The organism is Enterococcus sp. C76 (genome assembly GCF_040886985.1).
Taxonomy (GTDB): Bacteria; Bacillota; Bacilli; order Lactobacillales; family Enterococcaceae; genus Enterococcus_B; species Enterococcus_B lactis.
Genome location: NZ_JBFOEY010000010.1, coordinates 33,643 through 59,349, shown reverse-complemented (window position 1 = coordinate 59,349; position 25,707 = coordinate 33,643). Strand labels below are relative to the sequence as shown.

Genomic DNA, 25,707 nt, shown 5'->3' with positions numbered 1-25,707 from the left:
TTCATTTGATATATCTTTAAAGATTATACCTCTTGCAGCATTTTATGTCTACGCTTTCAAAAAAATAACTTTTTATTTACTTTTTCATCTATTATGGTATTATTTGAATATGATATATCATTAAGAGGTGTTTATATGAATCAACCATTGTACCAGACAATATTTAATGATTTGCAAACGGCTATTTTAACTGGTGAATTACCTGTGGATAGCCAACTACCAACTGAAAAGGAACTTTCCCATACTTATAAAGTAAGCAGAATCACTTCCAAACGTGCATTGACTGAATTAGAACAATTAGGGCTGATTTATCGCGTACGTGGGAAAGGCAGTTTTGTTAAATCAGCTTCTCCGGAGCAGATGCTTCCTTCTCCTACAAAAACACGGCGGATTCTGTTTCTTCTTCCATATGTCGCTGATTTATCTGTTGGTGATTTTACCAAGGGATTGAATCCTGTGATGCAGGATAAACAGATGGATGTCATGATGACGACACATGATTTTTTACAAAATAAAACGGCAAAAGAACTCATCCATGAATTTGATGGATTAATTTATTATGCCTTTGATACAGAACAGCATCTTGACTTGCTTTTTGAGCTGTCATTAAAAGAATTCCCTGTCATCATATTGGATAAAAAAATCTATGAATTGCCTTTTCCTACCGTGCTTTCCGACAACTTCCAAGGTGGTGTACTCGCTACTTCTCATTTGATCGAACAGGGACATTCAAAAATCGCTTATTTATTTGGTGCACAGACTCATCCACAATCCGTACGTCAGCGTTACCTTGGTTACCTTGAAGCATTGGACAAAGCTGGTTTGGCTTTCCACACTTCGCTGGATGACAAAATCGCGACATTCGATGAATTGCTTTCTTATATCACTAAGTATGAAGTGACCGCTTTTGTTTGCGAAAACGATGTTGTCGCTATCCAGACGATGAATTTCTTGAGACAGCATGATTATCATGTTCCTGAAGATTTTTCAATCATCGGATTTGATGATATCCAAGCAGCTGCTCTTGTTGATCCACCGCTGACAACCATTGCACAAGATTTTGAACAGTTAGGCAAGCTTGCTGGAGAGGCTTTGATCACTTGGTTAGAGACAAACGAACGTCCTTCCGACAGCAAATTTCCAGTTTCATTTATCAAAAGACAATCAACAAAGGAGAAATAAAATGAATATCGGTCAAATAGATACTAGACATGGCACAGCTAATCAGCCAAATTTCTCTAACGGGAACTGCCAGCCTTACACTGGCGTTCCTTTTGGGATGAATTATTTTGCACCGCAAACGACCGATCAAAACGGCAGCTGGTGGTTTCATCCTGAGGATCGTGTTTTTCAAGGTTATCGACTTACCCACCAGCCAAGTCCTTGGATGGGCGATTTCAGTCATATGCTGCTCACGCCAATCAATGGTAAATTACAGGAAAATACCCTTTTTCATGCGCAAAGTTCTTACCGCCCAGAAGAAAGTATATTTTGTCCGACTCATCTGTCGATCCGTCAATTGCGTTATGGCATCCGTTCTACATTGATACCCAGTATGTATGGCGGAATCTTATCTATTGATTACAGCAGAAATGATAGCGGTTTACTTTTATCCTTTCCGGGACGTCATCAGCTCTTTGTTATAGATCCTTACACAGTGGAAGGAAAAATCACACATTTTGCTGGTTCAGAAGATCCTGATTTTTCTTTTTATTTCATATTGAGATTTGAATATCCTTTAACAATTGATGAGCTAGCTGTTTCCAACAAAAATAGCGATTCGATCCCGTTGTATTTTGAACAGACAAAAAAACAAACCATCCGATTCGGGACATCTTTTATCAGCCCGGAACAAGCAGCTTATAACTTGGAACTAGAACAAAACCAAAGCAAAGAGACTTACCTTGCTAACAGCCAGAAACAATGGCAATCCTATTTTAATCGTATACAGCTCACACACCATGATCAACAACAATTGCGGACGTTTTATCATAACTTCTATCGGGTGTTTTTATTTCCGCAAACATTTTATGAAATGGATCCTAGTGGGCAAAAAATCCACTATGATACGACTAGCCGATCTGTGAAACCTGGCGTTCTCTATACAAATAATGGGTTCTGGGATACGTATAAAACGGTTTATCCTCTTTATTCTTTGATTGCTGTAGAAAAGTACGAAGAAATGCTGGAAGGTTTCTTGAACAGCTATAGAGAAACTGGTTATTTGCCAAAATGGCTGTCTCCTGACGAACGTGGACTAATGCCTGGGACATTGATTGATGCAGTCATTGCAGATGCTGCTGTAAAAGGTATTCGGCCAGACTTGATGCAGGAATTTCTAACAGCAATGAAGAAAGGCGCTACAGTTCAAAGTAATCATCCAAATTATGGACGACAAGGGACAGAGGATTACTTGACATACGGCTATGTTCCTAATCACTACCATGAATCGGTCAATCATACGCTAGATTATGCTTACAGCGACTTTTGTATTAGTCAAGTTGCCAAAGTACTAGCAGAGGATGAAACGGTGAAAAAATATCAGCAACGATCATTGAACTATCAACATATTTTTGACTATGAGACAGGATGGATGCGTTCCAAAGATAAAAATGGCAAATTCAGAGAACCATTTTCTGCTCATCGTTGGGGACAAGATTATGCAGAAGGCAGTGCTTGGCAAAGCAGCTTTGCTGTTTATCATGATTTTGCAGGGTTGATCGAAAAATATGGCGGCAGTGAGAGATTCAAAGAAAAACTCATTGATTTGTGCAATCAGTCTCCGACATTTGAAACAGGAGGATATGGTTTTGAGATTCATGAAATGAGCGAGATGGCTGCGATAGAATTTGGGCAGTTAGCTATCTCCAATCAGCCAAGTTTTCATTACCCATACTTGTTCAGCTATATTGGACAACCCGAAATGGCACAGCCATTGCTTAAACAATTGATGACTCAAACCTTCGACGATTCTTCAACGGGTTACCCTGGAGATGAGGACAACGGAAGTATGGCTGCTTGGTATATCTTCAATAGTCTGGGATTCTATCCTGTCACACCAGGGACCGGTGAATATGTTATCGGTATGCCTTTAATGGACAAGGCTGTTGTGCTTTTGTCAAATGGAAAGGAATTGACGATTGAAGCCACTCCTAATCGGCCACAACAGCAATTTATCCATAAAATCAATCGGATGGACAAAGAATATACGAAATTATATTTTACCCATCAAGATTTGCTGAAAGGCGGCAAGATCTCTTACCAATTAGGTATCGTCCCTCATCCTAAGAAGTATCGATCAAAAGATTTGCCTTTTTCTTTATCAAACGATGAATAACAAAAGGTTGTGAAATCAGCGTTTTGACCTGAGTGTTAGAGAAACAAACGGCAAAATAGTTCCTCATATTTTGCCGTTTGTTGAGCTAATACTGAGGGTTAGCTGATTCAGAGGTTGTGAAAAAGCTGCCCTGCATCAAATAATAAAAACTCTCAAAAGTTAGCTTTCTAGACAAACTTTTGAACATTGATTCATTCCATACGATCCTTCTTTTAGGATTTTCCTCTCTTTTCCCGATACTCCTTAGGGGATCTGCCGACAATCTTCTTGAATAATTTAGAGAAATACGTGGTATTGTTGTAGCCAATCTCACTTGCTATTTCATTGACGTTTTGATTACTGTGCAAAAGCAGCTGCTTTGCTTTTTCCATACGTAAATGGTTCAAATAAGCTGAAAAACTTTTTTTCGTTTCTTTTTTGAACAACTGTCCTAAATACATGACATTTAAATGCAAACTTTCTGACACTTCTTTGAGTGTAAGTGGTTCTTGATAATGCTGATGCAGGATTTCGATTACTTTTTCTACATTGCCACTGTATTTTTTCTGTCTCTGGTGCTTTTGGACGAACGACAGAAGTAGCTGGTGGAGTTCTTGCACCGTTTTTGCCTGATGAATTTTTTCGATTCCTTGTAAATATTCCTCATCTTCTAGATCAATCAATTCCCGTTGAATCTCCATAAACAGTAAAAAGCTGGAGTACCGGATGTCTTCCGGCATCATGGCTGCTAACTGAAATTGCTCGAAAAAATCAGTGATCATTTTTTGGGCATCATCTAATCGTTTATTTTGCAACACACGTCTGAAACTTGAAAACTCGATGGTTTGCCCTTTTGTTGTTGCTTGTACTGCATAAAAAACATGCTCGTCTTTATCTCCATAAAATTGATGCAACTGTAGATTGTCTTTCGCTTGTTGAAATGTTTCAGGGATCTTGTCCAATGAATCTGTCTCTTCCCCGATACTGATCAGCCATTCCTGATCAGGGATGTTTTCTTGGATAAAACAGCAGAATCCATCAACTTCGTCTGCCTCCAACAACAGCGTAATCAATATACGGTCTCCGTAATTTCTTTGATAGTAAAAGATTTGCTGGTGTTCTTTCAACCATGTATTGATAAGAGGATCATGAATTCTTGATAATTGGATCAATACTATTCTATGCTGTTTCTCACTGATTTGTCCTATTATTTCTTCTTCACTTGCTTCATCTAACTCTTCATTCAACCATTGACTGAATAATAGTTCCTGATAGATTTCTTGCTGATTTTTTTGTTCATTTTGCTGGTCTAACCGTGTTTTGATTTTCTTGAGGCTTTCAATCAATTCGAACTTATTCACGGGTTTCATCAAATAATTCACCGCACCTAATTGCATGCCTCCTTTCAAATAATCAAATTCTTGGTACCCGGACAAAATCATAAATTCAAAATTATGATGTTCTTTTTGAGCTGCTTCAATAAATTCCAGTCCGTTTATTTCTGGCATCGTCACGTCCGTTACCACTAGATCAATCCGTTGTTGTTCAAGGACAGATAGTCCTTCTTTGGCATTCTCCGCTGTTGCTACTATTTGGAACCCTAAACTTTTCCAATCAATTATCTTTTTTAACCCATTCAAAATCATATATTCATCATCTACCAATAACACCTGGTACATGTTCACCCCTCCTTGAATGTAATAGAAACAGTCAGTCCACCTGTCTCATTATTCTCAAGCGACATGTAATAACTGCTGCCGAAGTTGGCACGTAAACGTTCATTCACGTTTTGCAGACCGATTGATTCGTGAAGTTCCACTTTGGGATGAGACAGTTTTTCTTCCACCTGTTTTAGCCGTTTTTCAGTCATCCCTCTTCCATTATCTTTGACGATGATCCTTACCCGCTTGTCTTCCTGTAAGACTTTGACACTTAGGGCATTATCAAATCGAGTAAAATCAATACCATGTTTAAAATAATTTTCAACTAATGGTTGAATCACAAATTTAGGTACTTCAATCTTTTCCAAATCAGGATCGATCATAAAATGATAGGCCACTCGATTAGGATAACGCATTTGATATAAATAGACATATTTTTCGCAAAAGTCCAATTCTTCTTTCAAAGTGATCGTCTTCTCTTGATTTGTGTTGTTTCGGAGCAAGGCAGAAAAAGCATATACAACATCTGCTAATTCTTCGCTTCCTTCGCTGATTGCATACATTCGGATATATTCTAATGTATTGTATAAAAAATGCGGATTGATCTGTGCTTGAAGCGCCCGCATATGTGCATCTTGCTGTTTGATTTCTAGTTTGTAGATGTCTTCGACAAATTGATTGATGCTATCCAACATTTCGTTGATACCGATTGAAAGTTCCTTTAGTTCATATTCCGTTTTTGTTGTATCAATCCGTGTTTCTAAATTCCCTGCTGCTGTTTGCTCCATTGCCTGCATGACGACGGATATTTGCTGTGAATATCGTTTGAATGTTTTATAAAGAAAGATAAGCAATATACTGTCTAAAACAATGATACCGACAATCAGAGGGGCAAGGTTTTTCCCCGTTTCGGTTTTTACGCTTTTTTTATCTAATACAGCTAATATTCGGTAATCATCTGACAGTTCTTGATGCTGAACAAAATTATTTTTTCTCAGATTAGCAATTGGCAATTGTGAATTTTTCTGAAGACTCTCTGAGATAATCGTTTCTTGTCTTCCAAATGTTTCTTTAGCTATTTTATTATCATGGAACGTATACAAGCGATTTGTCGTACCAGAAATCATGTATAAAGAGAGTCCGTTGAATGACGTTAGATTCTCTAAAATCGTATCTAGCTCTTTCTTTTGGAAACCGATAAAAATACTGCCTGACTCAGCTCCTCCTTGGGTGATAGGCAACTTGATATAAAAGGCGTCTAGTAATTTCGGCGTTCCGGCTTTTACTTCTCCGCCTTTGTTTTCTCTAGAGGATTCATAGTACTCCGGTAGCTGATTCAACACGATATATATCGCACTTAGTTCTTCATAATTTATATAAAGATCTTTGATTTGATTTGGGAAAGAAACTAATTCGTCGGTACTGTTTTGCTGCTCATATACATACATCAAATACTGATCTATGGGTTTTGTTAAGTAGGTAGTGACATTTTCGATTTTTTCGGAATCACCTACAAGCTGGTTTTTAATGATCCTACTCAAAGTTGTTTTGTCATTCAGCATTCTGCTTGTACTTTGAACGGCATCACTTGTCATGTTTTCTGCCTGCTTTTGGTTTTGATCCCACGTATGGACACTAAAAATAACAGTAGCAGTCATCGTTACACCAATCATGATAACCGCATATTTCCGTAATAGCCGATTCAGTAAGGTTCCTTTTGAAAATAGAATACGGATCTTATTCATAACTTTCCAACTGTTTATCTAACTCTTCACGCCACTGTTTCGTCATCGTACCATTCCAAACCGTCAAAAGACCAATGACACCAAATAAAATCAATCCTTTGAATTGCCAAGTCACAGCTATAATTACACTGCTACCAATAATTATTTTTAGAAAAGACGAAAAGCTGGAAAAAACCGAAATAAAACTCAGCTTTAGCAGATTAGGAACAGAGATCGTATATTCACTGTCTAAAATCATACTGTATTGATAAGTAGCAAATAGGCAAAATAAGGCAAAAAGCAAAATAAAATCAATAGCTAAAAAAATGAGCCCTTTGATTTGAACAGATAGATATAGATTGTAGCTCAATAAAGCAGTACTAGATAAAAATAAACTAAATAGCAGATTTCCTCTTAAAAAATTTCTTTTATATATATTCCAGCCTCTTTTTAACGTGATTTCTTTATACTCGAATCCATATAAATAAAATAACTCATTGACTGTTTTCCATGCCGTACCTAATCCAAAGATGATTCCGCCGACAAACGTGTATATCCAGAAATATAAGGTTAGTTTTATAACGACCCAGATCCGGATAAACAACTCTTCCAAAACCTTCCCTAACATATCTTCTCCTCCAAACATTAAGTTTATACTTTCTCATTATACAAAAAAAGGTTGGGCAATCAGCACCATGGCCTGAGTATTAAAGGTTGTAAAAGAGCTGCCCTGCATCAAGTAATAAGAACAGCCGAACAAAAATAGCTCTCTACGTTTTTCGTTCGGTTGGGCTGATTGCCGCAGATACAAGGTTTTGAACACCATTCATTCGGAACAAGAGGTTGCGACACGTTTTTGTCACAACCTCTTTGTCTTTATTCATTATTGTTCTTGTCGAAACTCGTCATATTGTTTTTGCATTTCTTTCAATACCTTGTCATAACCAGCTTTATCTAAAGCTTCTTTTAATTTCGGCAATGTTTCATCTGGATCAACAGTTCCTGTATTCAATCCATCCAAATACTGGTTCATGACATTTGAAATATTACTTAATTCTGTTTTTACATTGTCCGTGTTGAAGCTGAATCCTAAAATCGGTGAAGTTTCTGCTTCAGCAATCGATTGGTCGCGTTTGGCAATCATGTCATCCGTAATGGACTCTTGTGTATATAGAATCTTATTGTTTCCTGTATTCCAAGCAGACATATGTGTGTTTGGCTGATAACCATCTAGCAATTTGATTTTATCCTCTGAACCATCGACTTTTTCCCATGCTTCTCCTTCGATTCCCCAAACAAGTCCATTCAATAATTCTGGATCACTGTTAAGTAGGCCTAGAAGTTCTACTGATTTTTCTTTATTTTTTGAAGTATTGGATACGACAAAATTTGCCATTTGTGCTTGAGCTGTAGATTTCAATGGAACAGTAATTGCTTTTGAAACTAGTTCTTGTTTTGCTGCATTTGTCAAAATCGTATCGCCATAATCATAGGGTCCTTGTGTTTCTCCACGCATCAGCCAAGTATTTCCTTCTAGCGGATAGTCCTTATTGCTCGTTGCAGCGTCACTTGGAATGAGTCCTTGTTTGTACCAGCTATGCATCGTACGCAACAGTCCGATATACGTTTCATTGTCGTATTGGTTGATGATTTTTGAATCATCTCCATCCAGATCAATAGCAAATGGTAAAGTGTTCCCTAAAGGATAGTCAAAGTTTCCTTGGACTTTGAATCCTTGTCCAATGGCAAAAGCGGCCGTGTTTGGTTCTTTTTCATGGAATTCCTTCAAAACTTTTTCTGCATCAGCGTAAGATTGGATTCCATCAATTGAAAGATCATATTTATCTAGTAAAGCTTTGTTAAAAGTAAGTACTTGTTGAGCAAAGACATTTCCATTTACTGGAAAGGCATATAATTTCCCATTCACCAAATTTCCTTTGATATAAGCTTCATCTAAATCATTATACGCTTTTTCAGCATACTTAGGCGCTAATTCAGTCAAATCAGCAAAGGCTCCTTTTTGAGCATTGGAAACATAGTTGTTCGCAAAGGCGATATCGTAATTTTCTCCGGAAGAAATGATGACGTTCATTTTCTTTTCGTAATCGCCCCAACCAATGTAATTGATATTGACTTTTGCACCAATCTCTTTTTCGATTCGTTTGTTTGCCACTTCCATCAATTGATCGAAATTATCCGGTTTATCACCGATTTGATACATCTGCAAAGTATCCGAATCACTAGCTTCTGCTTGCTCTTTAGAACCAGAACCTCCGCATGCCGCTAATGTACCTACCAATAATGCTGAAACACCTGTAAAGGCTAGTTTCTTCCATAACTTCATTTTTCTTCCTCCTAGTTTTATGATTTATATTTTTTTATTCTTTTACTCCACCGATCGTTAGACCTTTGACAAAATGTTTCTGGAAAAATGGATAGCTGATCGCAATAGGCAACGTAGAGATAACTACGATCGCCATTCTGGCGGATTCTCCTGGAACTGAAGCTAGCCCACCTGTCAATTGGCTTCCTGCTCCTGAATTTTGCGTCAGATATTGAATATTACTTTGGATTTTCATCAAAAGATACTGTAGTGGAACTAGCTTATCATCTTGAATGTATAGTAAAGCATTGAACCAGTCATTCCAGTAACCCAATGCGGCAAATAAGCTGATTGTCGCGATACCTGGAACAGCTAACGGTAAAACGATTTGAACGAATATTCGAAGTTCGCTAGCTCCGTCGATCCGCGCCGATTCAATAATCGAATCAGAGACCGAACGTTTAAAGAATGTGCGCATCACAATAATATTGAAGGGGCTGACAGCCATTGGCAAGATCAATGCCCAAATCGTATCTTTTAACTGGAGAAGATTTGTCATAACAAGATAATTGGCTACCATTCCTGGTGAGAACAACATCGTAATCAAACAAAAAACGGTAAAAAAACGACGGAATGGAAAGTTTGACCGCGAAATCGCATAAGCATATAAAGAAGTAGCCGTGCTATTAATCAGGGTACCTAAAACAGTAACAAGTACAGTGACGAAAAGCGCTTGCAAAATTTTATCCTGCATCTGGTCGAATAAATACGTATAACCAAATAGACTGAATTTTTCTGGCCAAAAACTGTACCCGTGCGTCGACAATATGGACTCATCGGTAACAGAGATGGCAATAACAAATATGAATGGCAAAACACAGGAAATAGCAAAGAGTGCAATCATTATATTAGAGAAAAAATTGGTCGTCTTATTGAAAGAACGGACTTGGACTCTCTCCACTTTCTTTTTTTTCATTTTTTTCCTCCTTAGAATAATGCAGAATCGCTATCAAAACGACGGGCGACCGTATTTGTGATCATCAATAAGACAAAACCGACAACTGATTGATAAAGGCCTGCAGCAGCCGTCATACCAAAATCTCCTGTGGATGTCAGCCCATTGTAGATATACGTATCCAAAACTTGAGTCACATCGTACAATGCACCGGAATTCCTAGGAATGTTATAAAACAGACCAAAATCAGCTCGAAAAATGTTTCCTACGGCTAAAATCGTTAAAATCGTCATCAATGGAATCAGTTGTGGTATCGTCACATGTTTGATTTGCTGCCATTTGCTAGCTCCATCAACCATAGCAGCTTCATAATAAGTCGGATCGATTCCCATAACAGATGCAAAGTAAATGATGCTGTTATAACCAATCCCTTTCCATGTACCGATGAACACTAAGATAAATGGCCAATATTTCGGTTCATTATACCAATTGACAGCTTCTCCTCCGTGTCCAGTAATCCACTGGTTGAATATTCCTTTGTCGGGACTTAAAAAGGCGTAAACGAAGTAACTGATAATGACCCAAGATAGAAAATAAGGGAGCAACGACATCGTTTGATAAACTTTAACAAGTCGTTTATTTCTCAACTCGCTCATAATGACTGCAAATACGACTGAAATGAGCAGATTTAAAAGGATAAATGTCACATTATATAAAATTGTATTTTTAGTGATGAGAAATGCTTGGTCCGAAGAAAATAAAAATTTGAAATTTTCCCAACCCACCCAAGGACTTTCCCTCAGGCTAGCCAGGAACCCATCTGCTGAAATATGAAAATTTTTGAATGCTACGACATTCGCCATTACAGGTATGTAAAAGAAAAAAATCATCCAAAGCATACCCGGTACAGCCATCAGGACAAGTGCTTTATAACGCCATAGATTCATAAAAAAATGATTGAACCCCTTTCGTTTTTTCATCTAAAAACCCCTTTCGATTCATTCGCAACGTTATTATAGCGCTTTCAATAATGAGAATAAATAAACAAAGTATAGGGAAAATGAAACAAAGTATAGGAGAGGTTGTGAAAACAGCGCCCTGACCTGAGTATTAGAGAAACAAACGGAAAAATAGTTTCTCATATTTTACCGTTTTTTGAGCTAATACCGAGGGTCAGCTGATTGAACACCGTTTACCAAGAGGTCGTGAGCCTGCCGTTTAACTCTGAGTCACAAGGAGTAATTTCAAAAAATAACTCCTTATATTTTATGAATATTATAACTTGTGACCGAAGAGTTGGCAGGAGAACACCGTTTATCAGAGGTTGTGAAATCAGCGTTTTGTCCTGAGTATTAGACAGATCGTGACCTTGCTATCTAACTCCGAGTCACAACGAGCAATGGGGACTGTGACAAAAGTCTTGTCACAGTCCCTTCTTCCGAACAAACGGTGTTCCAGAAGTAGCTTCTACGGAAATAAGCCGAAATTTCACAAAAAAGCCATCCAAAAGTCAGACGGATAAGTCTGCTTTTCAGATGGCGCTACAACTACGCTACTTATTCTTTTAGCTATCCATTCAATTATTTTTCTCTCACTTGTTCTAGCTCTTCTTTGGTCATGGGGCGATACTGCCCTTTATTCAAATCTTTAGGAAGACAAAAATTCCCCATACGGATTCTTTTTAAATATAAGACTTCTTTTCCTACTGCTTTGACCATTCGCTTGACTTGGTGAAACTTCCCTTCATGCAAAATCAGACGGATAATTGAAGTTTCTGACTCTTGATCTACTTGATCAATTTGGAGTTTTGCCGGCAATGTCTGCTCATCGCCATCAATAATCAGTCCTTCTGCAAATAAACGGATATCTTCTTCTGTCATTATACCGCTAACCTCAGCTAGATATTCTTTCTCCACGTGTTTTTTTGGTGATAATAACTGATGGGCAAATACCCCATCATTCGTTAAAATCAGGAGGCCTTCCGTGTCTTTATCCAATCGGCCAACTGGAAAAAGATCTTCCCGATAATCTTGATCTTCCAACAAATCGATTACGGTTTGATCATGATTATCCTGAGTAGCAGAAATGACTCCTGCAGGTTTATGCAAAATATAATAAAAATCTTTTTGATACGCAATGATTTCTCCTAAATAAGTAACCGTATCTTCAAACTCGTTTACTTGCGCTTTATCGCTTTTGACCACTTGTCCATTGACTTCAATCGTTCCTTTTTTGATCAATCCTTTGACTTCTTTGCGGCTACCAAGTCCCATATCTGCTAAAAATTTATCTAAACGCATGCGTTTCCCCCATTTCAAAAGAGCATTGATTCTGCTCTTCCCATTCACTTATTTTATTTTTAATTTGTGTCGTAAACGCGCTATTCCTGGTCCTAGTAGTCTTTCTGCCAAACGGATTTTCAAAGCTAAATAACCGTACACCAATGCCCCTATACCTGCTACTGCAAGAATCAATAATAGAGACTGGAATTTGCTATCTTCATTTAAGAAAGTCCCAAAAATCATCTTTGTGATCCACGAAGCAAAAAGCATAATCAAGGTAAGAATAAAGATCAGTAATGTCCTACGCCAGACAAAACTTGGTTTAAAGCGAGCTACTTCATGGATCCTCTTTAAGATCAAGGTACAAGACACAGCAAACCCGAGCATTGTCGCTAATAAAGGGCCATACACTTCAAATAAACGAATGGCTGGATATTGAAGAAGTAGTTTCACCAGAAACCCAACAACCAAATAACTGATTGCCGCCCTGTTTTCAAACATTCCTTGCAGCATGTTGGAAACTAGCATATATAACCCTAAGAAGAGTCCTACAAAACTTGCTTGGATCAGTACATTGCTTCCTAGAGAATCTGGTGTATAAAATAATGTGTTTAGCGGATAGGCAAGTAACATGACACCAAATGTCGCTGGAAACATAAAAAATGAAAACAGTTGTAAATTTCCGCTCGTCAATTTTGCCAGTCCTACTCGATCTTTCAACGTAACAGCTTCTGTAATCAACGGTAACCCGGTAGACGCGATCGATGTTGCCAATGCGATAACTACCATTGTCAATTTATCTGGATTGGCACTAAAAATCGAAAAAAGATCTAGCAACTGTGCATTGGAATATTCAGTGGATGCAGACATGACCTTCATAAAAGTGAATTGATCGACTAATTTGAAGATTGTTACCCCTGAACCAACGATAATAAACGGTATTGCTTCTTTAATGGTATCTAACAACAATTCCTTCGTTGCAATATTTACTTTGTTTTCGCTGTAGTGGATAAATGCAGATGTATACGCTTGATGTTTCTTCAAAAAATACAAAAGGACAAGGATACTTGCTAGCATACCGATAAATGCCGCGAAAGTTGATTGCGTGACCGCCGTCACATAATCGCCATTCATGACTTTCATGATGATGAATGTAGCCAACAGCATATAAAAAATACGTGCAACTTGTTCAACGATCTGCGACAGCGCATAAGGCATCATCTCTTGGTTCCCTTGAAAATACCCTCGTATCACACTCATACAAGGAAAAACCAATACAGCGATACTCAAAGAGCGCATCGTTGGAATCAGTTCTTCTCCGCCACCAGAAGCATGAGCTAGCCAAGGAGAGGCGATGTACATGAACAAAGCGAACAACAGACCTAACCCGCCCATCATCTGTAATGCCCGGATGAACAATCGTCGTGAAGTGCCATATTCATTCAACGAATTATATCGCGCGGTTTGTTTTGCGATCGCCGCGGGTATTCCTGCTGTAGAGATCAGTAGAAACAATGCATATATATTGTACCCCATATTGAATAATCCATTGGCAGCCTTAGCATTTTCGCCCATCCAAGCATACCAAGGAATGATATAGACAGCTCCTAGCAACCTTGAAATGATATTACTGGCGGTCATCCAAGCAGAGCCTCGTGCCATTTTTTCTTGCGGTGATAATTGATCTAATGCTGGTTTTCTTTGATTATCCATCGGTCAGATTCCAACTTTCTACAAAACATTACTATCATTTTAATTGGTAAAACAGAAACTGGCAATCGATTTTATATAACTTTTATAAGAACGATTGTTTTTTTGAATTCGGTTTCGTTTTTTTGGTAAAGTAAAGAAATATACAGCCTTTTATGGCTAACATTTATAGGAGATATCAATGACACAAGAAATAAAAAAACTACCCGTTATATTTTTAGGTCTTTTCTTTATCACAGTTGGATTGAATTGGTTCTTGCTCCCTCATGATATAGCTTCCGCCGGAGTGGGCGCAATCGGACATTTAGTTGAAACGGCCTTTTCTATCCAACGCTCAGTTACTGTTTGGAGCATCAATCTTATGATGCTGCTTCTAGCCGCTGTTCTATTAGGAAAATCAATATTTTTTAAAACTGTAGCGGGAAGTCTGCTTTTTCCTGTTGTTTTAGAAATCGTTCCAAAAGTGGAAATGCTCTCCTCTCATTTCTTCTCACTGATTTCAGGAAGTCTTTTGTTCAGTCTTGGCGTTTACACATTGTACACCGTCGGAGCCTCAAATGGCGGGATAACGATACCGCCAATTATTTTTCACAAATTTTTTCGGCTTCCAATGCCGCAAGGACTGTTACTTACGAATAGCCTTATCATCTTTTTGAATTATTATGTATTTGGATGGTTGGAGACACTGTTCGTTCTCCTATCTATTACAGTCAGTTCATTGTTTATGAAAATACTCATCCGCTTGTCCCCTGTGTCAAGAAAATTTGAATAAAGCTGGATTTTGTCACAGCGGAATCAAACGATATATTGAAAAGAGTGTGCTATAATAAATCAAGAAATTGAATGAAGCGAGGGATCAATCAATGAGCTTCTCTTTAGAAGACATCCGTCATTTACTATTAAAAGAACATCTATTAAAAGAATTTGTTTCAACAAAAGGCTGGCATCTTGATGTACCAGAAAAAGCTGAATTTCTTCAGTTAAGTTATGATTCAAGAAAAGCTGATGCTTCTACTCTGTTTTTCTGTAAAGGAATGAATTTCAAAGAAGAATATTTGGATTCAGCAATCGAACAAGGTATCCAATATTATGTATCAGAGCAGCCATACGAAAATTCAGCAGTAGGAATCATTGTGACGGATATCCGTAAAGCAATGGCACTTCTTGCTATGGCCTTTTACGACTATCCACAAAATAAATTGAAAGTGATTGGATTCACTGGAACAAAAGGTAAAACAACTGCTGCGTACTTTACTAAAGCAATCTTGGATCACACAACGAATAAAAAAACTGCATTGCTTTCTACGATGAATACAACGCTAGATGGCAAAACGTATTTCAAATCCCATTTAACGACGCCTGAGTCATTAGATTTATATCGTATGATGGCAGAAGCAGTTGAAAATGGTATGACTCATCTAGTGATGGAAGTTTCTTCCCAAGCTTACAAAACACAACGTGTGTACGGGTTGACTTTAGATGTAGGAATCTTCTTGAATATCTCGCCTGACCATATCAGTCCGATCGAACATCCGACATTTGATGACTATTTCTATTGCAAGCGTCAATTGATCTTAAACTCAAAAACAGTTGTTTTGAATCACGAAAGTGACTATTTTGATTTGCTTAAAGAAACCGCCGATCTATTCCAGATCCCAACGATCACTTATGGTCGTTCGGAAAAAAGCAATTATCAAGTGATCCATTCAGACAAAGGTACCCACGGGTTTACTTTATCTTCTCGTCAAGATCACTTAGCTATCTGCGATACCGCTTATGATATTTTGCTGGCCGGAGGATTCAATCAAGAAAATGCAGCCAGTGCGATCATTGCCGCAGCACTAACAGGTGCCTCCAGTCAAGATGCACAAGCCGGATTAAAAGAAGCTCGTGTACCAGGCCGAATGGATCAATTGATCCAATCAAATGGGGCGCATGTCTATGTGGACTACGCACATAATTATCTAAGTTTGAAAACATTGCTGGAATTTGCCAAAAATGAACATCCAGACGGTCGTGTAATTGTTGTATTAGGCAGCCCAGGGAACAAAGCAATCTCCCGTCGACATGATTTTGGAAAAGTGCTATCAGAAACAGCTGACGTCGCCTTTTTAACGGCAGATGACCCGGCATTTGAAGATCCGCAAAAAATCGCGGAAGAAATCAATGAAGCAATTACTAATCCAGAATTGATCGTTCATTATGAAATGGACCGTCCTGAAGCGATTCGGCGTGCTTTAGCAGAAAGTACTTCGCAAGATTCAGTCGTCATTGCGGGAAAAGGGGTTGATCCCTATCAAAAAATCAATGGTGTAGATGAACCTTATGAAGGGGATTATGCAATCGTGAAGCGGTTGATTGAAGAGTAATGTTATTTATATTCTAGTAGACGGGACGCCATGAAAAGAAAACTTTTCATAGCGTCCCGTCTATGGAATTATCAAGAAAAGTTGCCGGAACTACAATAATTTTTATTGTTTCTTTATCACGCCTCTTAAAGATAGCGCTTTAATTCTTTTGATTACTGGCTCTTCTATCGTTGCTTTTAGTTTATTATTCCTGTCTTTTCAATAATATAAAGGTGGTTATTATGAAAAAAATTTTCAACTTAGCAAACAGTATCTTTTTTCTTTCTCTTTTTTCTGTCATTTTTCTAACTTTGGATTTGCAAAGCGGCAAAATGGGGGATGTTATTTTTAGAAATCTACATTTGCCAGTTGATGCATCGATTGTTGGATGGTTACTGCTACTTTTTTCTTACTTGATGAGTCGGAAGCATCAGACTAAGTTTTTCGCGCGCTTAGGCGGAAGGGTTGCTCTATTTTTTCTAGTCGTTTATCTGATATTCACATGTCTAGGTTTGCTTCAGTCGCTCGGTATTCTGCCTTGATACTTCGTTCGAATCATATTGACTATAATAAATAGAGGCTGGGACAGAAGCGTTTAACTCCAAGAAATAAGAAGGAATTCACGAAAATTGCTTTTCAAATTTTTGTGAATTTCAGCTTATTTCCGAAGGAGTTGCTTCTGCTTCCGCCGTTTATACGTGTTTAGAGCGTGAGACAAAAGTGTTCTTTACTTTTGTCCCACGCTCTATTTTCTTAGAAATCAGTTAGCTGACTTTTCACTAGCTAATTCTGCTGCCTTTTCTCTTTCTTCATTCAATAATTTATTATCATAAAATTTAATAAATGGGAACCAGATAATGAATGCGATGATTGCACAAAAGACAGCTAGCACAGCTGCTTTCCAATCACCCCCACTGCCGACAAATGCGCCAATTCCAACTGGTGAAGGCCACGGCATCTGTGCAAGCATCGGTTTAACGATTTCCAGCCGAATGGCAAAATAAGCGAGTGTAGCAGAAGCCATCGGTGCTAAGAAAAACGGAACCGCTAAATAGGGATTGTAGACGATTGGCATCCCGAAAATAATTGGTTCGTTGATATTGAATAGTCCTGGTACAAGAGAGGCTTTTCCTAACACTTTCAGCTGATCAGATTTCGCGAGGAATGCAATAAAGATGATCAATCCTAAGGTCGCGCCTGATCCACCAACGGTTACATAAGAATTGTTGAATTCTCCTGCCAACGGATAATTTGCGCCTTGTGCGTTAGCTGCCATATTAGCTAATACGATTGGGGTCAAGAAAGAAGAGTTCTGTTACAAAGCTAAAATAGAAAACATCTTACTTCTATTAATGAGCTATTTAAGCAAGAATTCCTAATAATATCTTGATTTCAGTGCAGAACGAAAAGCCGAAGAGAGTCCCCTCTTTTCGGCTTTTCTTGTAAATACCTCGAATCGTTTCCGTGCCCTTCATTGTAGCAGAAGCTGTCCGAAGACTTTGATAAAACTTATTTCTTCGTTTAATCGGACGATGATCTTGTTCAATTAAGTTGTTTAGATACTTGACTGTTCGATGCTCTGTCCTAATATATAGACCATATTTTTGCAACTTCTTGAAAGCACTACTAATAGAAGACACTTTATCAATGACTAGAACCTTCGGCTCTCCGAACTGTTTTTTCAGCCGTTTTAGAAATGCATACACAGCTTGTGTATCGCGCTTTTTACGTAACCAAATGTCTAAAGTCAGACCATCTACATCGATTGCTCGATACAAATAGTGCCGCTTTCTTTTAATTTTGATATAAGTTTCATCCATTTTCCACGAATAAAAGGACTGTTTATTTTTCCAAATTTGATAGAAAACTTTGCTATATTCCTGAACCCAGCGTTAAGTCGTGGCATGACAGACGTGAATTCCACGGTCATACCACGATCTCTTGGACTTCTCGACAGCTGAAATTATAGCAAAGATAGTAGCCTATAGCTACAACAATCAAATCTTTCTGAAATTGTTTGCCTTTAACCTCCATGCTATCTTTTCTTTTTATTTTACACTAAATAGATTCATACAAAAACTTTGCAACAGAACCCTTTATTTTAGTTTATCTCTTAACTTAATAGTTTTTTACCTTCATAAAAATGGAAACAATGAGATAACATTCAAAAATTTTTATTAAAAGTTGCCTCATTGTTTATAAACAAAATTATCTATTTTTTCTCTATTATATTGCTTAAGACAGCTATTGAGATAAGCTTTTGAAATATCATTGTGTTCTATACTTCGAGTGACGTTCATGCCAAAAATAAGCTAAAGCTATTAAGATTTGTCCGACAGCTAGGAAAACTAGAAGAGGCCAAATTTGTCCCCATATACCAGATAGCCCGAGATTAAAAAACTTACGTAATCCCAAAACGCCATAAGTCATAGGCAGAAACTGACTAGCATTTTGAAAAATAGGATCAGATAAAATTAGCGGATAAGATCCTCCTGCCATAGAAGTCTGCAACATCAAAAGTACCAGAACAATCAGCACACCAAAATTAGGAAATAGTCGATTTAGTGCGATGATCAGGCTATCGAATGTCCATGCTAGTAGAATAAGAAAGCCGAATAACCCCACCCAACTGACAGTTGTAAAGTGAAAAATAAGAGTAGTCAGCAGTGTAACAATAGCAGCTTGGCAGATAGACATGAAAGCTGGTCCACTAAATTGCCAAAGATAAAAAGACTTGAATTTGCCTTTTTTGCTAGCAAAAAGACGCGTAAAAATTTGGTTAATAAAGATCCCACCGACAAAGAGCGTCAACGCAAAGAAGTAAGGAGCTAGACCTTCGGCGTTGTTTTTAACTGGCGTAATGTCATGAGTTTTTAAAACAACCATATTTGTAATTTTTGAAGGAATAGGCAGTGTAGCAGCTGACGCCTTAGCAAGAGCATTTGTTGCCAGTTTTTGGTTTACTTTTTCTACAATTTCAGTTGTAGCAGTAGTCAAAATTTTCTGAGCTGAAAAATTTAAACTACTTGAAGTGTAAAGTCTAATATGAGCTGGTTTATTAGTCATAATAAATTTTTCTAAGTCATCAGAAAAATTTGGTTCAAAACTAAGGATACCATAAACTTTTCCTGTCTTAAGCTCCTGTTTAGCAGTCGCGAGATCTTCTTGTTTAAAATCAAATATTTTGGTGTCCTTAATTGACTGATAAATAGAACTCCTTTGATCTTTATAATTTGCAACCAAAGCCACAGGAATCTGGTCGGTTTTTCCATAGGGATCTCGAATAGCTCCTAGAAAAAGACCTGAATAAAGAGCTGGTAGTATGGCTAAAAAAATAAATAAGAGTGTAAAAACAACCTTTTTTTTCATATTTTCTTCTTCCTTCTAATTAAATTATTTGCTATTCTTAGGTAAGAATTATCTTGAAATATATAAACCAAAATTCCACAGATAATAATTATCCTTAGATATTATATATCTAAGGAAATTAAAAAACAACCAAAAGAGGATTTTTTATGAAACTTAGTAAAGCATTTTTTCAAACTATTGGAATAGTAACCATGCTAGCCCAGCTACCAACTGGTAAATCACTAAAATCACAAGAGATGAGTACTCGCATGCAGGTATCACACAGCTATCTTTTGAAAATCGCAAAAAAACTCAAAAACAGAGGAATTATCACTTCTTCTGCTTCAAAAATAGGAGGATATTCATTAGCAAAAAATCCTGATGATATTAGTTTTCTAGACCTATTCGATGCGGTGGAATCAAACGAATCTTTTCATGAGAATTTCAGTATAGAGGTTGCTAGTGGTTTTTTTATCACACCTAAACTAGTCGAGGAAAAATCAGAAAATCTCATTAGTTATCTAAATAAAGCGGAGAATGCTTATCGTAACGTGCTTGCTAGTTATTATTTAAGTGATATTTTACCCCATGATGAAAAAAATAACTTGGTTGTTATTGATTGGCAAAAGATTTTGTCTGATACTGACAAAGATAAAAATTGAAAAAATTCTCCATAAGAGAATTGTCTAAACAGTTCACTTTCCGAGACATGCTTTGAAAGATTTTATACTCCTTCAATTTGTTTCTATAAGCTTTCATTTAATACGCTCAACCTTGATCCGAGGAATGTTCGACGATAAGAACAATCATTAGTAATCTGGACCGCTTCCACCTTTGCCCTCCAAATAATCATGAACGATCTTTAATTTAAGTTCAAAAATATATTTAATCATAAAAAATACCGACCTCCAAAAGTTAGATTTTTTGGTCTAACTTTTGGAGGTCGGTACATCGCGGTATACCATAGAGCAGGGTCTTTTGTCAAACGTCCTACTAAAGTTACATTATTGATCAGCTTTATCTCTCTATTTCTTGATTCATTTGTTGTAATCTCTTAAAATTTTGTTTTCGTTCTACTTTCTCTTGCTCTACAATTGACTGCATCAAGGAATCAACGGAAGTTAGTGTAGATTCGAAAGAAATGTCTTTGGCAAAATAGTTTTCTTGTTGGTATCTTTTCCACTTTTCCCTCAAACCCTCATCCTTCAACAATTGAGGCATTTCTTGATCATACAAATTCTTAAACACAGATTGATTATTTCTTTCCTTGAATGTTCCTTGAACACTCTTATACAAATTTTTCTCATCAATGCGTTCTAGTTTTGGAATCATATAAAGGTCATAAAAATCTTTCATACGCGAATTATCTTTTCCAAAACTAAACGTGGCATGTAATTTTTCAGCTAGAATTTGTTCCGTAGGATAAGCTGGAATATGAATCGTTTTATCTTCAAACATTAATTTGTGTTCATACATCAATACTGCTGGAATAATAGAATCACCTGAAGTAATATCTAATTTAAAAGGTACACGTGCATTTTCAAGATAAGCAATAAACTTTGCTTGAAAACCTGGGTAATAATCGGCTTCCCTCGTCTCTGTTAATCTCTTTAATTCAAAACGAATTCCATCTTTTGTGGGATCAGCTGTTAATTCAGAAAAAACAGTTTCTAACTTTTCTTTTGTGAGTTTCGAATTTCGATAAGTCGTATCAATATCAACGGTTGAACGGTTTTCTAACCCATATTTTGATCCGATCAGAAATCCCCCTTTTAATACAAAATCATCATGATAAGGCGATTCAATAATACATTCTAATAATTTTTCCATCATATAATATCTTTGGACAATTTGTGGGTTTAAATGTTTCTCGGCTGCGAAATTTCTTGTTTTCGCTTTAAATTGTGTCGGTGTCATTCATCTTTACTCCTCTCAATAAAGTGGCAACATATACAAAGTCATTTCTTTTGGTGATTTTAAAATATCCATGTATCTTCTTAGCTTATTTGTATTTCTGCTAGTACTTGTCATATATTCTTTTAATGCTTCTTGTTTTACTTCTACACTTGCTTTGTATCTTGGATTCCACATATCACATAACGTTCGCTCTAAATCATAGACTAAAATTTTATTGCCGTAAAAGCTTTCTGTTTCTGTGATTCCCAGTTCAAAGTTTTCTTTATTAGTGTAATGTGGTTGAATAGCATACTGATCTAATTTCTCTTTTGAAACATTGTATCCTTTAGGAAACATCATATTGATCTTTTTAGGGATATACGTTCCTACTTGAAAAAGATCGAGCGCAGTCTCATGAGAAAAAATCCCTCTGGAATAGATACTTTGAGCGAGATACAATTCATCCACGAACGCATCTTTTAAGGTATAGAAACCTGGTGCTACCTTTTCTATTTTATCCTTTTGGGCTAATCGATCTAACGTCATAGGCGATAATCCTTCACTTCTAGCATCCTTCAAGGATAAATTTCCATTATGTTTATCAAAAATACACTGGATTTTGTCTTTCATTGCTCTTCCCCTAAAGTTAATATAAAACTAACACAACTATAACATGTTAGTTTTATATTAACAAGAAAGAAATTTATCGATCTAATTCTATTTCTTTTTGAATTCACTGCTGGTTATTTAATTACATCACTATTTCTTCTGTTTCCTCCATATTTTTTTGGTTCTGTTACAAAGCTAAAATAGAAAACATCTTACTTCTATTAATGAGCTATTTAAGCAAGAATTCCTAATAATATCTTGATTTCAGTGCAGAACGAAAAGCCGAAGAGAGTCCCCTCTTTTCGGCTTTTCTTGTAAATACCTCGAATCGTTTCCGTGCCCTTCATTATAGCAGAAGCTGTCCGAAGACTTTGATAAAACTTATTTCTTCGTTTAATCGAACGATGATCTTGTTCAATTAAGTTGTTTAGATACTTGACTGTTCGATGCTCTGTCCTAGTATATAGACCATATTTTTGCAACTTCTTGAAAGCACTACTAATAGAAGACACTTTATCAATGACTAGAACCTTCGGCTCTCCGAACTGTTTTTTCAGCCGTTTTAGAAATGCATACACAGCTTGTGTATCGCGCTTTTTACGTAACCAAATGTCTAAAGTCAGACCATCTACATCGATTGCTCGATACAAATAGTGCCGCTTTCTTTTAATTTTGATATAAGTTTCATCCATTTTCCACGAATAAAAGGACTGTTTATTTTTCCAAATTTGATAGAAAACTTTGCAACAGAACCACTAAAAAAAAGCAAGCAGGATAAAAAATCAGTTTCTATCCTGCTTGCTTTTTATTAAACTATATTTGTTGTGTTATTTCTGTATGATGGACAGATCAATTTTGTACGACGATATTAACTAACTTGTTTGGTACCGCAATAATTTTTCTGACTGTTTTGCCTTCGATATATTCTTGCACTGTTTCATTGGCTAATGCTACTTTTTCTAGCTCATCTTTCCCTAAGTCTCGGGGAACATTGCTTTTCGCACGAACTTTACCGTTTACTTGGAAAACAACTTCTACTTCGTCTTCCACAAGTGCTGCTTCGTCATATGTTGGCCATGGTGCGTAAGAAATACCACCTTCATTTCCAAGGATTGACCATAGTTCTTCACCTATGTGAGGAGCAATCGGTGCGAGTAGTTGAACAAATCCTTCGATATATTCATAAGGCAGAGCGTCCACTTTATAGGCTTCATTGATAAAGACCATCAATTGGGAGATTGCTGTATTGAAATGAAGATTTTCATAGTCTTCTGTCACTTTTTTCACTGTTTGATGGTACACTTTATCAAGTTTGCCGTCATTCAATGTAGTGATACGATCACGCATTTTATTGTTTTCATCAACGATCAAGCGCCATACACGATCCAAGAATTTGCGGCTTCCTTCTAAGCCATTTTCGCTCCAAGCAATCGAAGCGTCTAATGGTCCCATGAACATTTCGTACATGCGCAGTGTATCTGCACCGTAAGTTTCAACCACATCATCAGGATTGACTACATTACCGCGAGATTTTGACATTTTTTCGTTGTTTTCGCCTAAGATCATTCCTTGATTGTATAGTTTTTGGAATGGTTCTTTTGTAGGAACAACACCGATATCGTATAAGAATTTATGCCAGAATCGTGCATATAGTAAATGAAGTACCGCATGTTCTGCTCCACCAATGTAGATGTCAACTGGCAGCCAACGCTTCAACTTTTCATAATCTGCTAGTTCTTTTTTGTTATGAGGGTCGATATAACGCAGGTAATACCATGAGCTTCCTGCCCATTGTGGCATTGTATTCGTTTCGCGACGGCCTTTTTTACCTGTTACAGGATCAACGACATTGACCCACTCCTCAATATTTGCTAATGGAGATTCACCAGTACCGCTTGGCTTGATATTTTTTGTCTTAGGCAAACGTAATGGTAGCTCTTCTTCTGGGACAGCTGTGACTGTTCCGTCTTCCCAGTGGATGATTGGGATTGGTTCACCCCAGTAACGTTGACGGGAGAATAGCCAGTCGCGTAAGCGATAGCTGACTTCTTTCTTCCCTACGCCATTTTCTTCTAGCCATTCATTCATTTTGTCGATTGCTTCTTGTTTGTTCATACCGTTTAAAAATTCAGAGTTGATGTGCGTACCATCTTCTGTGTAAGCAGCTTTTTGAACATCTCCACCTTCGATAACTGGAAGAATCTCTAGTCCGAAAGTTTGAGCGAATTCAAAGTCACGTTCATCATGTGCTGGAACAGCCATGATTGCTCCTGTGCCGTAAGAAGCTAATACATAATCAGCGATCCAGATTGGGATTTCTTTGCCATTGACTGGATTGATTGCGTAAGCACCAGTAAATACTCCTGTTTTTTCTTTTGCAAGATCTGTTCTCTTCAGATCTGATTTTTTAGCTGTCTCTTCGATATAAGCTTCTACAGCAGCTTTTTGTTCAGGGGTCGTAATTTCTCTAACAAGATCTAGTTCAGGTGCGAGAACCGAGTAAGTTGCACCGAATAAAGTATCTGGTCGTGTCGTAAACACGGTATAGGATTTATCCGTACCAGCCACTTTAAATTCAATATTTGCTCCCACTGAACGCCCGATCCAATTTCTTTGCATTTCCTTGATGCTTTCTGGCCAGTCAACTAGTTCTAGATCATCCAATAAGCGATCGGCATAAGCAGTGATTTTCAGCATCCATTGGCGCATTGGTTTTCTGACTACGTCATAGCCACCACGTTCACTTTTTCCATCGATCACTTCTTCATTTGAAATAACTGTTCCTAATTCAGGTACCCAGTTTACCGCTACTTCTGCTTCATAAGCCAGGCCTTTTTCATAAAGCTTCGTAAAAATCCATTGTGTCCATTTGTAATACTCTGGATCAGTTGTATTCACTTCGCGATTCCAGTCATAACTAAATCCTAAAGAATTGATTTGGCGTCGGAATGTTTCGATATTTTTTTGGGTAAATTCAGCCGGATCGTTTCCTGTATCTAACGCATATTGCTCTGCAGGTAGGCCGAATGCATCCCACCCCATTGGATGCAGTACGTTGTATCCTTGACTTCTTTTCACACGGGAAAGGATATCCGTTGCCGTATACCCTTCAGGATGCCCTACATGGAGCCCTTGTCCGGATGGATAGGGAAACATATCTAGTGCATAAAATTTTGGTTTTTCAGGATCATCATGGGTGTTGAAGGTATTCGTTTTTGCCCAGTATTTTTGCCATTTTTTCTCTATTTCTTTATGATTGTAACTCATTTTCTGTCCTCCTGTTCTATTAAAAACGCTTGTTTCTATTATAGCGAAAAAAACCGGCAGAATCTGTTTCTTTTTGTTTTCTTTTACTTTGTTTTCTCAAACTTCACAAAAGAAATAAAAAAATCCTATAAAAAGATTGCTCTTTTTATAGGACGTAATCTACGCGGTACCACCTATTTTTACCTTAATGAAAAGGCCTCGAACGTTGTAACGGCCGTCACCGCCACTTGCTTACTCGAATATTCAGCAAGGGCAACTCAAAGGCGAG

Annotated in this window: 18 protein-coding genes, 4 pseudogenes and 1 other annotated feature (1 of these 23 only partly in view); of the genes and pseudogenes, 6 read left to right on the top strand and 16 right to left on the bottom strand. The window is 37.4% G+C overall.

Features of this window, described 5'->3' with window-relative positions:
• The first annotated feature begins 135 nt into the window (after window positions 1–135).
• On the top strand, window positions 136–1,182 hold the full coding sequence (locus AB3I00_RS12230) for a GntR family transcriptional regulator (RefSeq protein ID WP_368025332.1): 1,047 nt from the start codon (window positions 136–138) through the stop codon (window positions 1,180–1,182).
• Window position 1,183: 1 nt separating this feature from the next.
• Window positions 1,184–3,337 (top strand): GH92 family glycosyl hydrolase, encoded by a 2,154-nt coding sequence (locus AB3I00_RS12225; protein ID WP_368025331.1) that lies wholly within the window; start codon window positions 1,184–1,186, stop codon window positions 3,335–3,337.
• 212 nt (window positions 3,338–3,549) lie between these two features.
• On the opposite strand, the gene AB3I00_RS12220 is transcribed toward AB3I00_RS12225, so the two are convergent.
• The 8 genes from AB3I00_RS12220 to AB3I00_RS12185 all read right to left on the bottom strand — a co-directional run bounded on the left by AB3I00_RS12220 (window position 3,550) and on the right by AB3I00_RS12185 (window position 13,974).
• Window positions 3,550–4,995, bottom strand: a complete 1,446-nt coding sequence (locus AB3I00_RS12220; RefSeq protein WP_368025329.1) for a response regulator — start codon at window positions 4,993–4,995, stop codon at window positions 3,550–3,552.
• 2 nt (window positions 4,996–4,997) lie between these two features.
• Window positions 4,998–6,722, bottom strand: a complete 1,725-nt coding sequence (locus AB3I00_RS12215) for a sensor histidine kinase (protein ID WP_002292278.1) — start codon at window positions 6,720–6,722, stop codon at window positions 4,998–5,000.
• Window positions 6,715–7,329, bottom strand: a complete 615-nt coding sequence (locus AB3I00_RS12210; protein ID WP_024635791.1) for a YesL family protein — start codon at window positions 7,327–7,329, stop codon at window positions 6,715–6,717. Before AB3I00_RS12210 ends, AB3I00_RS12215 begins: the two co-directional genes overlap by 8 nt.
• A gap of 255 nt (window positions 7,330–7,584) precedes the next feature.
• Window positions 7,585–9,045, bottom strand: a complete 1,461-nt coding sequence (locus AB3I00_RS12205; protein WP_002310831.1) for an ABC transporter substrate-binding protein — start codon at window positions 9,043–9,045, stop codon at window positions 7,585–7,587.
• Window positions 9,046–9,079: 34 nt separating this feature from the next.
• On the bottom strand, window positions 9,080–10,000 hold the full coding sequence (locus AB3I00_RS12200; RefSeq protein ID WP_002316111.1) for a carbohydrate ABC transporter permease: 921 nt from the start codon (window positions 9,998–10,000) through the stop codon (window positions 9,080–9,082).
• A gap of 11 nt (window positions 10,001–10,011) precedes the next feature.
• Complete coding sequence (locus tag AB3I00_RS12195) at window positions 10,012–10,959, bottom strand: sugar ABC transporter permease (protein ID WP_002341420.1); 948 nt, start codon at window positions 10,957–10,959, stop codon at window positions 10,012–10,014.
• A 600-nt stretch (window positions 10,960–11,559) separates the two neighbouring features.
• The gene (locus AB3I00_RS12190; RefSeq protein ID WP_368025328.1) at window positions 11,560–12,279 is read right to left on the bottom strand and encodes a pseudouridine synthase; all 720 of its coding nucleotides are present in this window, start codon (window positions 12,277–12,279) and stop codon (window positions 11,560–11,562) included.
• A gap of 48 nt (window positions 12,280–12,327) precedes the next feature.
• The gene (locus tag AB3I00_RS12185; protein WP_002316108.1) at window positions 12,328–13,974 is read right to left on the bottom strand and encodes a polysaccharide biosynthesis protein; all 1,647 of its coding nucleotides are present in this window, start codon (window positions 13,972–13,974) and stop codon (window positions 12,328–12,330) included.
• A gap of 178 nt (window positions 13,975–14,152) precedes the next feature.
• Here AB3I00_RS12185 and AB3I00_RS12180 point away from each other — a divergent pair, with 178 nt between their 5' ends.
• The 3 genes from AB3I00_RS12180 (at window position 14,153) to AB3I00_RS12170 (ending at window position 16,861) form a co-directional block, all read left to right on the top strand.
• Window positions 14,153–14,743: a YitT family protein gene (locus AB3I00_RS12180; RefSeq protein WP_002292268.1), complete on the top strand. Its 591-nt coding sequence runs from the start codon at window positions 14,153–14,155 to the stop codon at window positions 14,741–14,743.
• 91 nt (window positions 14,744–14,834) lie between these two features.
• Complete coding sequence (locus tag AB3I00_RS12175; protein ID WP_368025327.1) at window positions 14,835–16,340, top strand: UDP-N-acetylmuramoyl-L-alanyl-D-glutamate--L-lysine ligase; 1,506 nt, start codon at window positions 14,835–14,837, stop codon at window positions 16,338–16,340.
• A 221-nt stretch (window positions 16,341–16,561) separates the two neighbouring features.
• Window positions 16,562–16,861 carry a hypothetical protein gene (locus tag AB3I00_RS12170; RefSeq protein WP_025477394.1) on the top strand — a complete coding sequence of 100 codons (300 nt, stop codon included), beginning with the start codon at window positions 16,562–16,564 and terminating at the stop codon, window positions 16,859–16,861.
• A 218-nt stretch (window positions 16,862–17,079) separates the two neighbouring features.
• Here AB3I00_RS12170 and AB3I00_RS12165 read toward each other — a convergent pair.
• The 3 genes and pseudogenes from AB3I00_RS12165 to AB3I00_RS12155 all read right to left on the bottom strand — a co-directional run.
• Window positions 17,080–17,628, bottom strand: a pseudogene (locus AB3I00_RS12165) (PTS transporter subunit EIIC); the annotation flags it as partial.
• A gap of 52 nt (window positions 17,629–17,680) precedes the next feature.
• Window positions 17,681–18,353 (bottom strand): annotated as a pseudogene (locus AB3I00_RS12160) (IS6 family transposase).
• Between the two features lie 234 nt (window positions 18,354–18,587).
• Complete coding sequence (locus tag AB3I00_RS12155; protein ID WP_368025326.1) at window positions 18,588–19,688, bottom strand: YhgE/Pip domain-containing protein; 1,101 nt, start codon at window positions 19,686–19,688, stop codon at window positions 18,588–18,590.
• A 146-nt stretch (window positions 19,689–19,834) separates the two neighbouring features.
• Here AB3I00_RS12155 and AB3I00_RS12150 point away from each other — a divergent pair, with 146 nt between their 5' ends.
• The gene (locus tag AB3I00_RS12150) at window positions 19,835–20,329 is read left to right on the top strand and encodes an Rrf2 family transcriptional regulator (protein WP_368025324.1); all 495 of its coding nucleotides are present in this window, start codon (window positions 19,835–19,837) and stop codon (window positions 20,327–20,329) included.
• Here the strand turns inward: AB3I00_RS12150 and AB3I00_RS12145 are convergent.
• The 5 genes and pseudogenes from AB3I00_RS12145 to leuS all read right to left on the bottom strand — a co-directional run.
• Window positions 20,328–20,450, bottom strand: a pseudogene (locus AB3I00_RS12145) (IS3 family transposase); the annotation flags it as partial. The gene AB3I00_RS12150 and the pseudogene AB3I00_RS12145 overlap by 2 nt on opposite strands.
• Window positions 20,451–20,684: 234 nt before the next feature.
• Window positions 20,685–21,584 carry a nucleotidyl transferase AbiEii/AbiGii toxin family protein gene (locus AB3I00_RS12140; protein ID WP_368025323.1) on the bottom strand — a complete coding sequence of 300 codons (900 nt, stop codon included), beginning with the start codon at window positions 21,582–21,584 and terminating at the stop codon, window positions 20,685–20,687.
• A 15-nt stretch (window positions 21,585–21,599) separates the two neighbouring features.
• A complete protein-coding gene (locus AB3I00_RS12135) occupies window positions 21,600–22,193 on the bottom strand; it encodes a type IV toxin-antitoxin system AbiEi family antitoxin domain-containing protein (protein ID WP_368025322.1) in 594 nt (197 codons plus the stop codon).
• 212 nt (window positions 22,194–22,405) lie between these two features.
• Window positions 22,406–22,915: pseudogene (locus AB3I00_RS12130) on the bottom strand (IS6 family transposase); the annotation flags it as partial.
• 106 nt (window positions 22,916–23,021) lie between these two features.
• Window positions 23,022–25,439 carry a leucine--tRNA ligase gene (gene leuS, locus AB3I00_RS12125; protein ID WP_368025321.1) on the bottom strand — a complete coding sequence of 806 codons (2,418 nt, stop codon included), beginning with the start codon at window positions 25,437–25,439 and terminating at the stop codon, window positions 23,022–23,024.
• Window positions 25,440–25,584: 145 nt separating this feature from the next.
• Window positions 25,585–25,707, bottom strand: a binding site (T-box leader); it runs 84 nt beyond the window's last position.

Excerpts from the sequence above, each read along its gene's own strand:
- AB3I00_RS12215 (WP_002292278.1), bottom strand. The coding sequence starts at position 6,722 with ATGAATAAGATCCGTATTCTATTTTCAAAAGGAACCTTACTGAATCGG.
- AB3I00_RS12220 (WP_368025329.1), bottom strand. The coding sequence starts at position 4,995 with ATGTACCAGGTGTTATTGGTAGATGATGAATATATGATTTTGAATGGG.
- AB3I00_RS12155 (WP_368025326.1), bottom strand. The coding sequence starts at position 19,688 with ATGAAAAAAAAGGTTGTTTTTACACTCTTATTTATTTTTTTAGCCATA.
- AB3I00_RS12205 (WP_002310831.1), bottom strand. The coding sequence starts at position 9,045 with ATGAAGTTATGGAAGAAACTAGCCTTTACAGGTGTTTCAGCATTATTG.
- AB3I00_RS12185 (WP_002316108.1), bottom strand. The coding sequence starts at position 13,974 with ATGGATAATCAAAGAAAACCAGCATTAGATCAATTATCACCGCAAGAA.
- AB3I00_RS12230 (WP_368025332.1), top strand. The coding sequence starts at position 136 with ATGAATCAACCATTGTACCAGACAATATTTAATGATTTGCAAACGGCT.
- AB3I00_RS12175 (WP_368025327.1), top strand. The coding sequence starts at position 14,835 with ATGAGCTTCTCTTTAGAAGACATCCGTCATTTACTATTAAAAGAACAT.
- AB3I00_RS12195 (WP_002341420.1), bottom strand. The coding sequence starts at position 10,959 with ATGAAAAAACGAAAGGGGTTCAATCATTTTTTTATGAATCTATGGCGT.
- AB3I00_RS12190 (WP_368025328.1), bottom strand. The coding sequence starts at position 12,279 with ATGCGTTTAGATAAATTTTTAGCAGATATGGGACTTGGTAGCCGCAAA.
- AB3I00_RS12200 (WP_002316111.1), bottom strand. The coding sequence starts at position 10,000 with ATGAAAAAAAAGAAAGTGGAGAGAGTCCAAGTCCGTTCTTTCAATAAG.
- AB3I00_RS12210 (WP_024635791.1), bottom strand. The coding sequence starts at position 7,329 with ATGTTAGGGAAGGTTTTGGAAGAGTTGTTTATCCGGATCTGGGTCGTT.
- AB3I00_RS12170 (WP_025477394.1), top strand. The coding sequence starts at position 16,562 with ATGAAAAAAATTTTCAACTTAGCAAACAGTATCTTTTTTCTTTCTCTT.
- AB3I00_RS12140 (WP_368025323.1), bottom strand. The coding sequence starts at position 21,584 with ATGACACCGACACAATTTAAAGCGAAAACAAGAAATTTCGCAGCCGAG.
- AB3I00_RS12180 (WP_002292268.1), top strand. The coding sequence starts at position 14,153 with ATGACACAAGAAATAAAAAAACTACCCGTTATATTTTTAGGTCTTTTC.
- leuS (WP_368025321.1), bottom strand. The coding sequence starts at position 25,439 with ATGAGTTACAATCATAAAGAAATAGAGAAAAAATGGCAAAAATACTGG.
- AB3I00_RS12150 (WP_368025324.1), top strand. The coding sequence starts at position 19,835 with ATGAAACTTAGTAAAGCATTTTTTCAAACTATTGGAATAGTAACCATG.
- AB3I00_RS12135 (WP_368025322.1), bottom strand. The coding sequence starts at position 22,193 with ATGAAAGACAAAATCCAGTGTATTTTTGATAAACATAATGGAAATTTA.
- AB3I00_RS12225 (WP_368025331.1), top strand. The coding sequence starts at position 1,184 with ATGAATATCGGTCAAATAGATACTAGACATGGCACAGCTAATCAGCCA.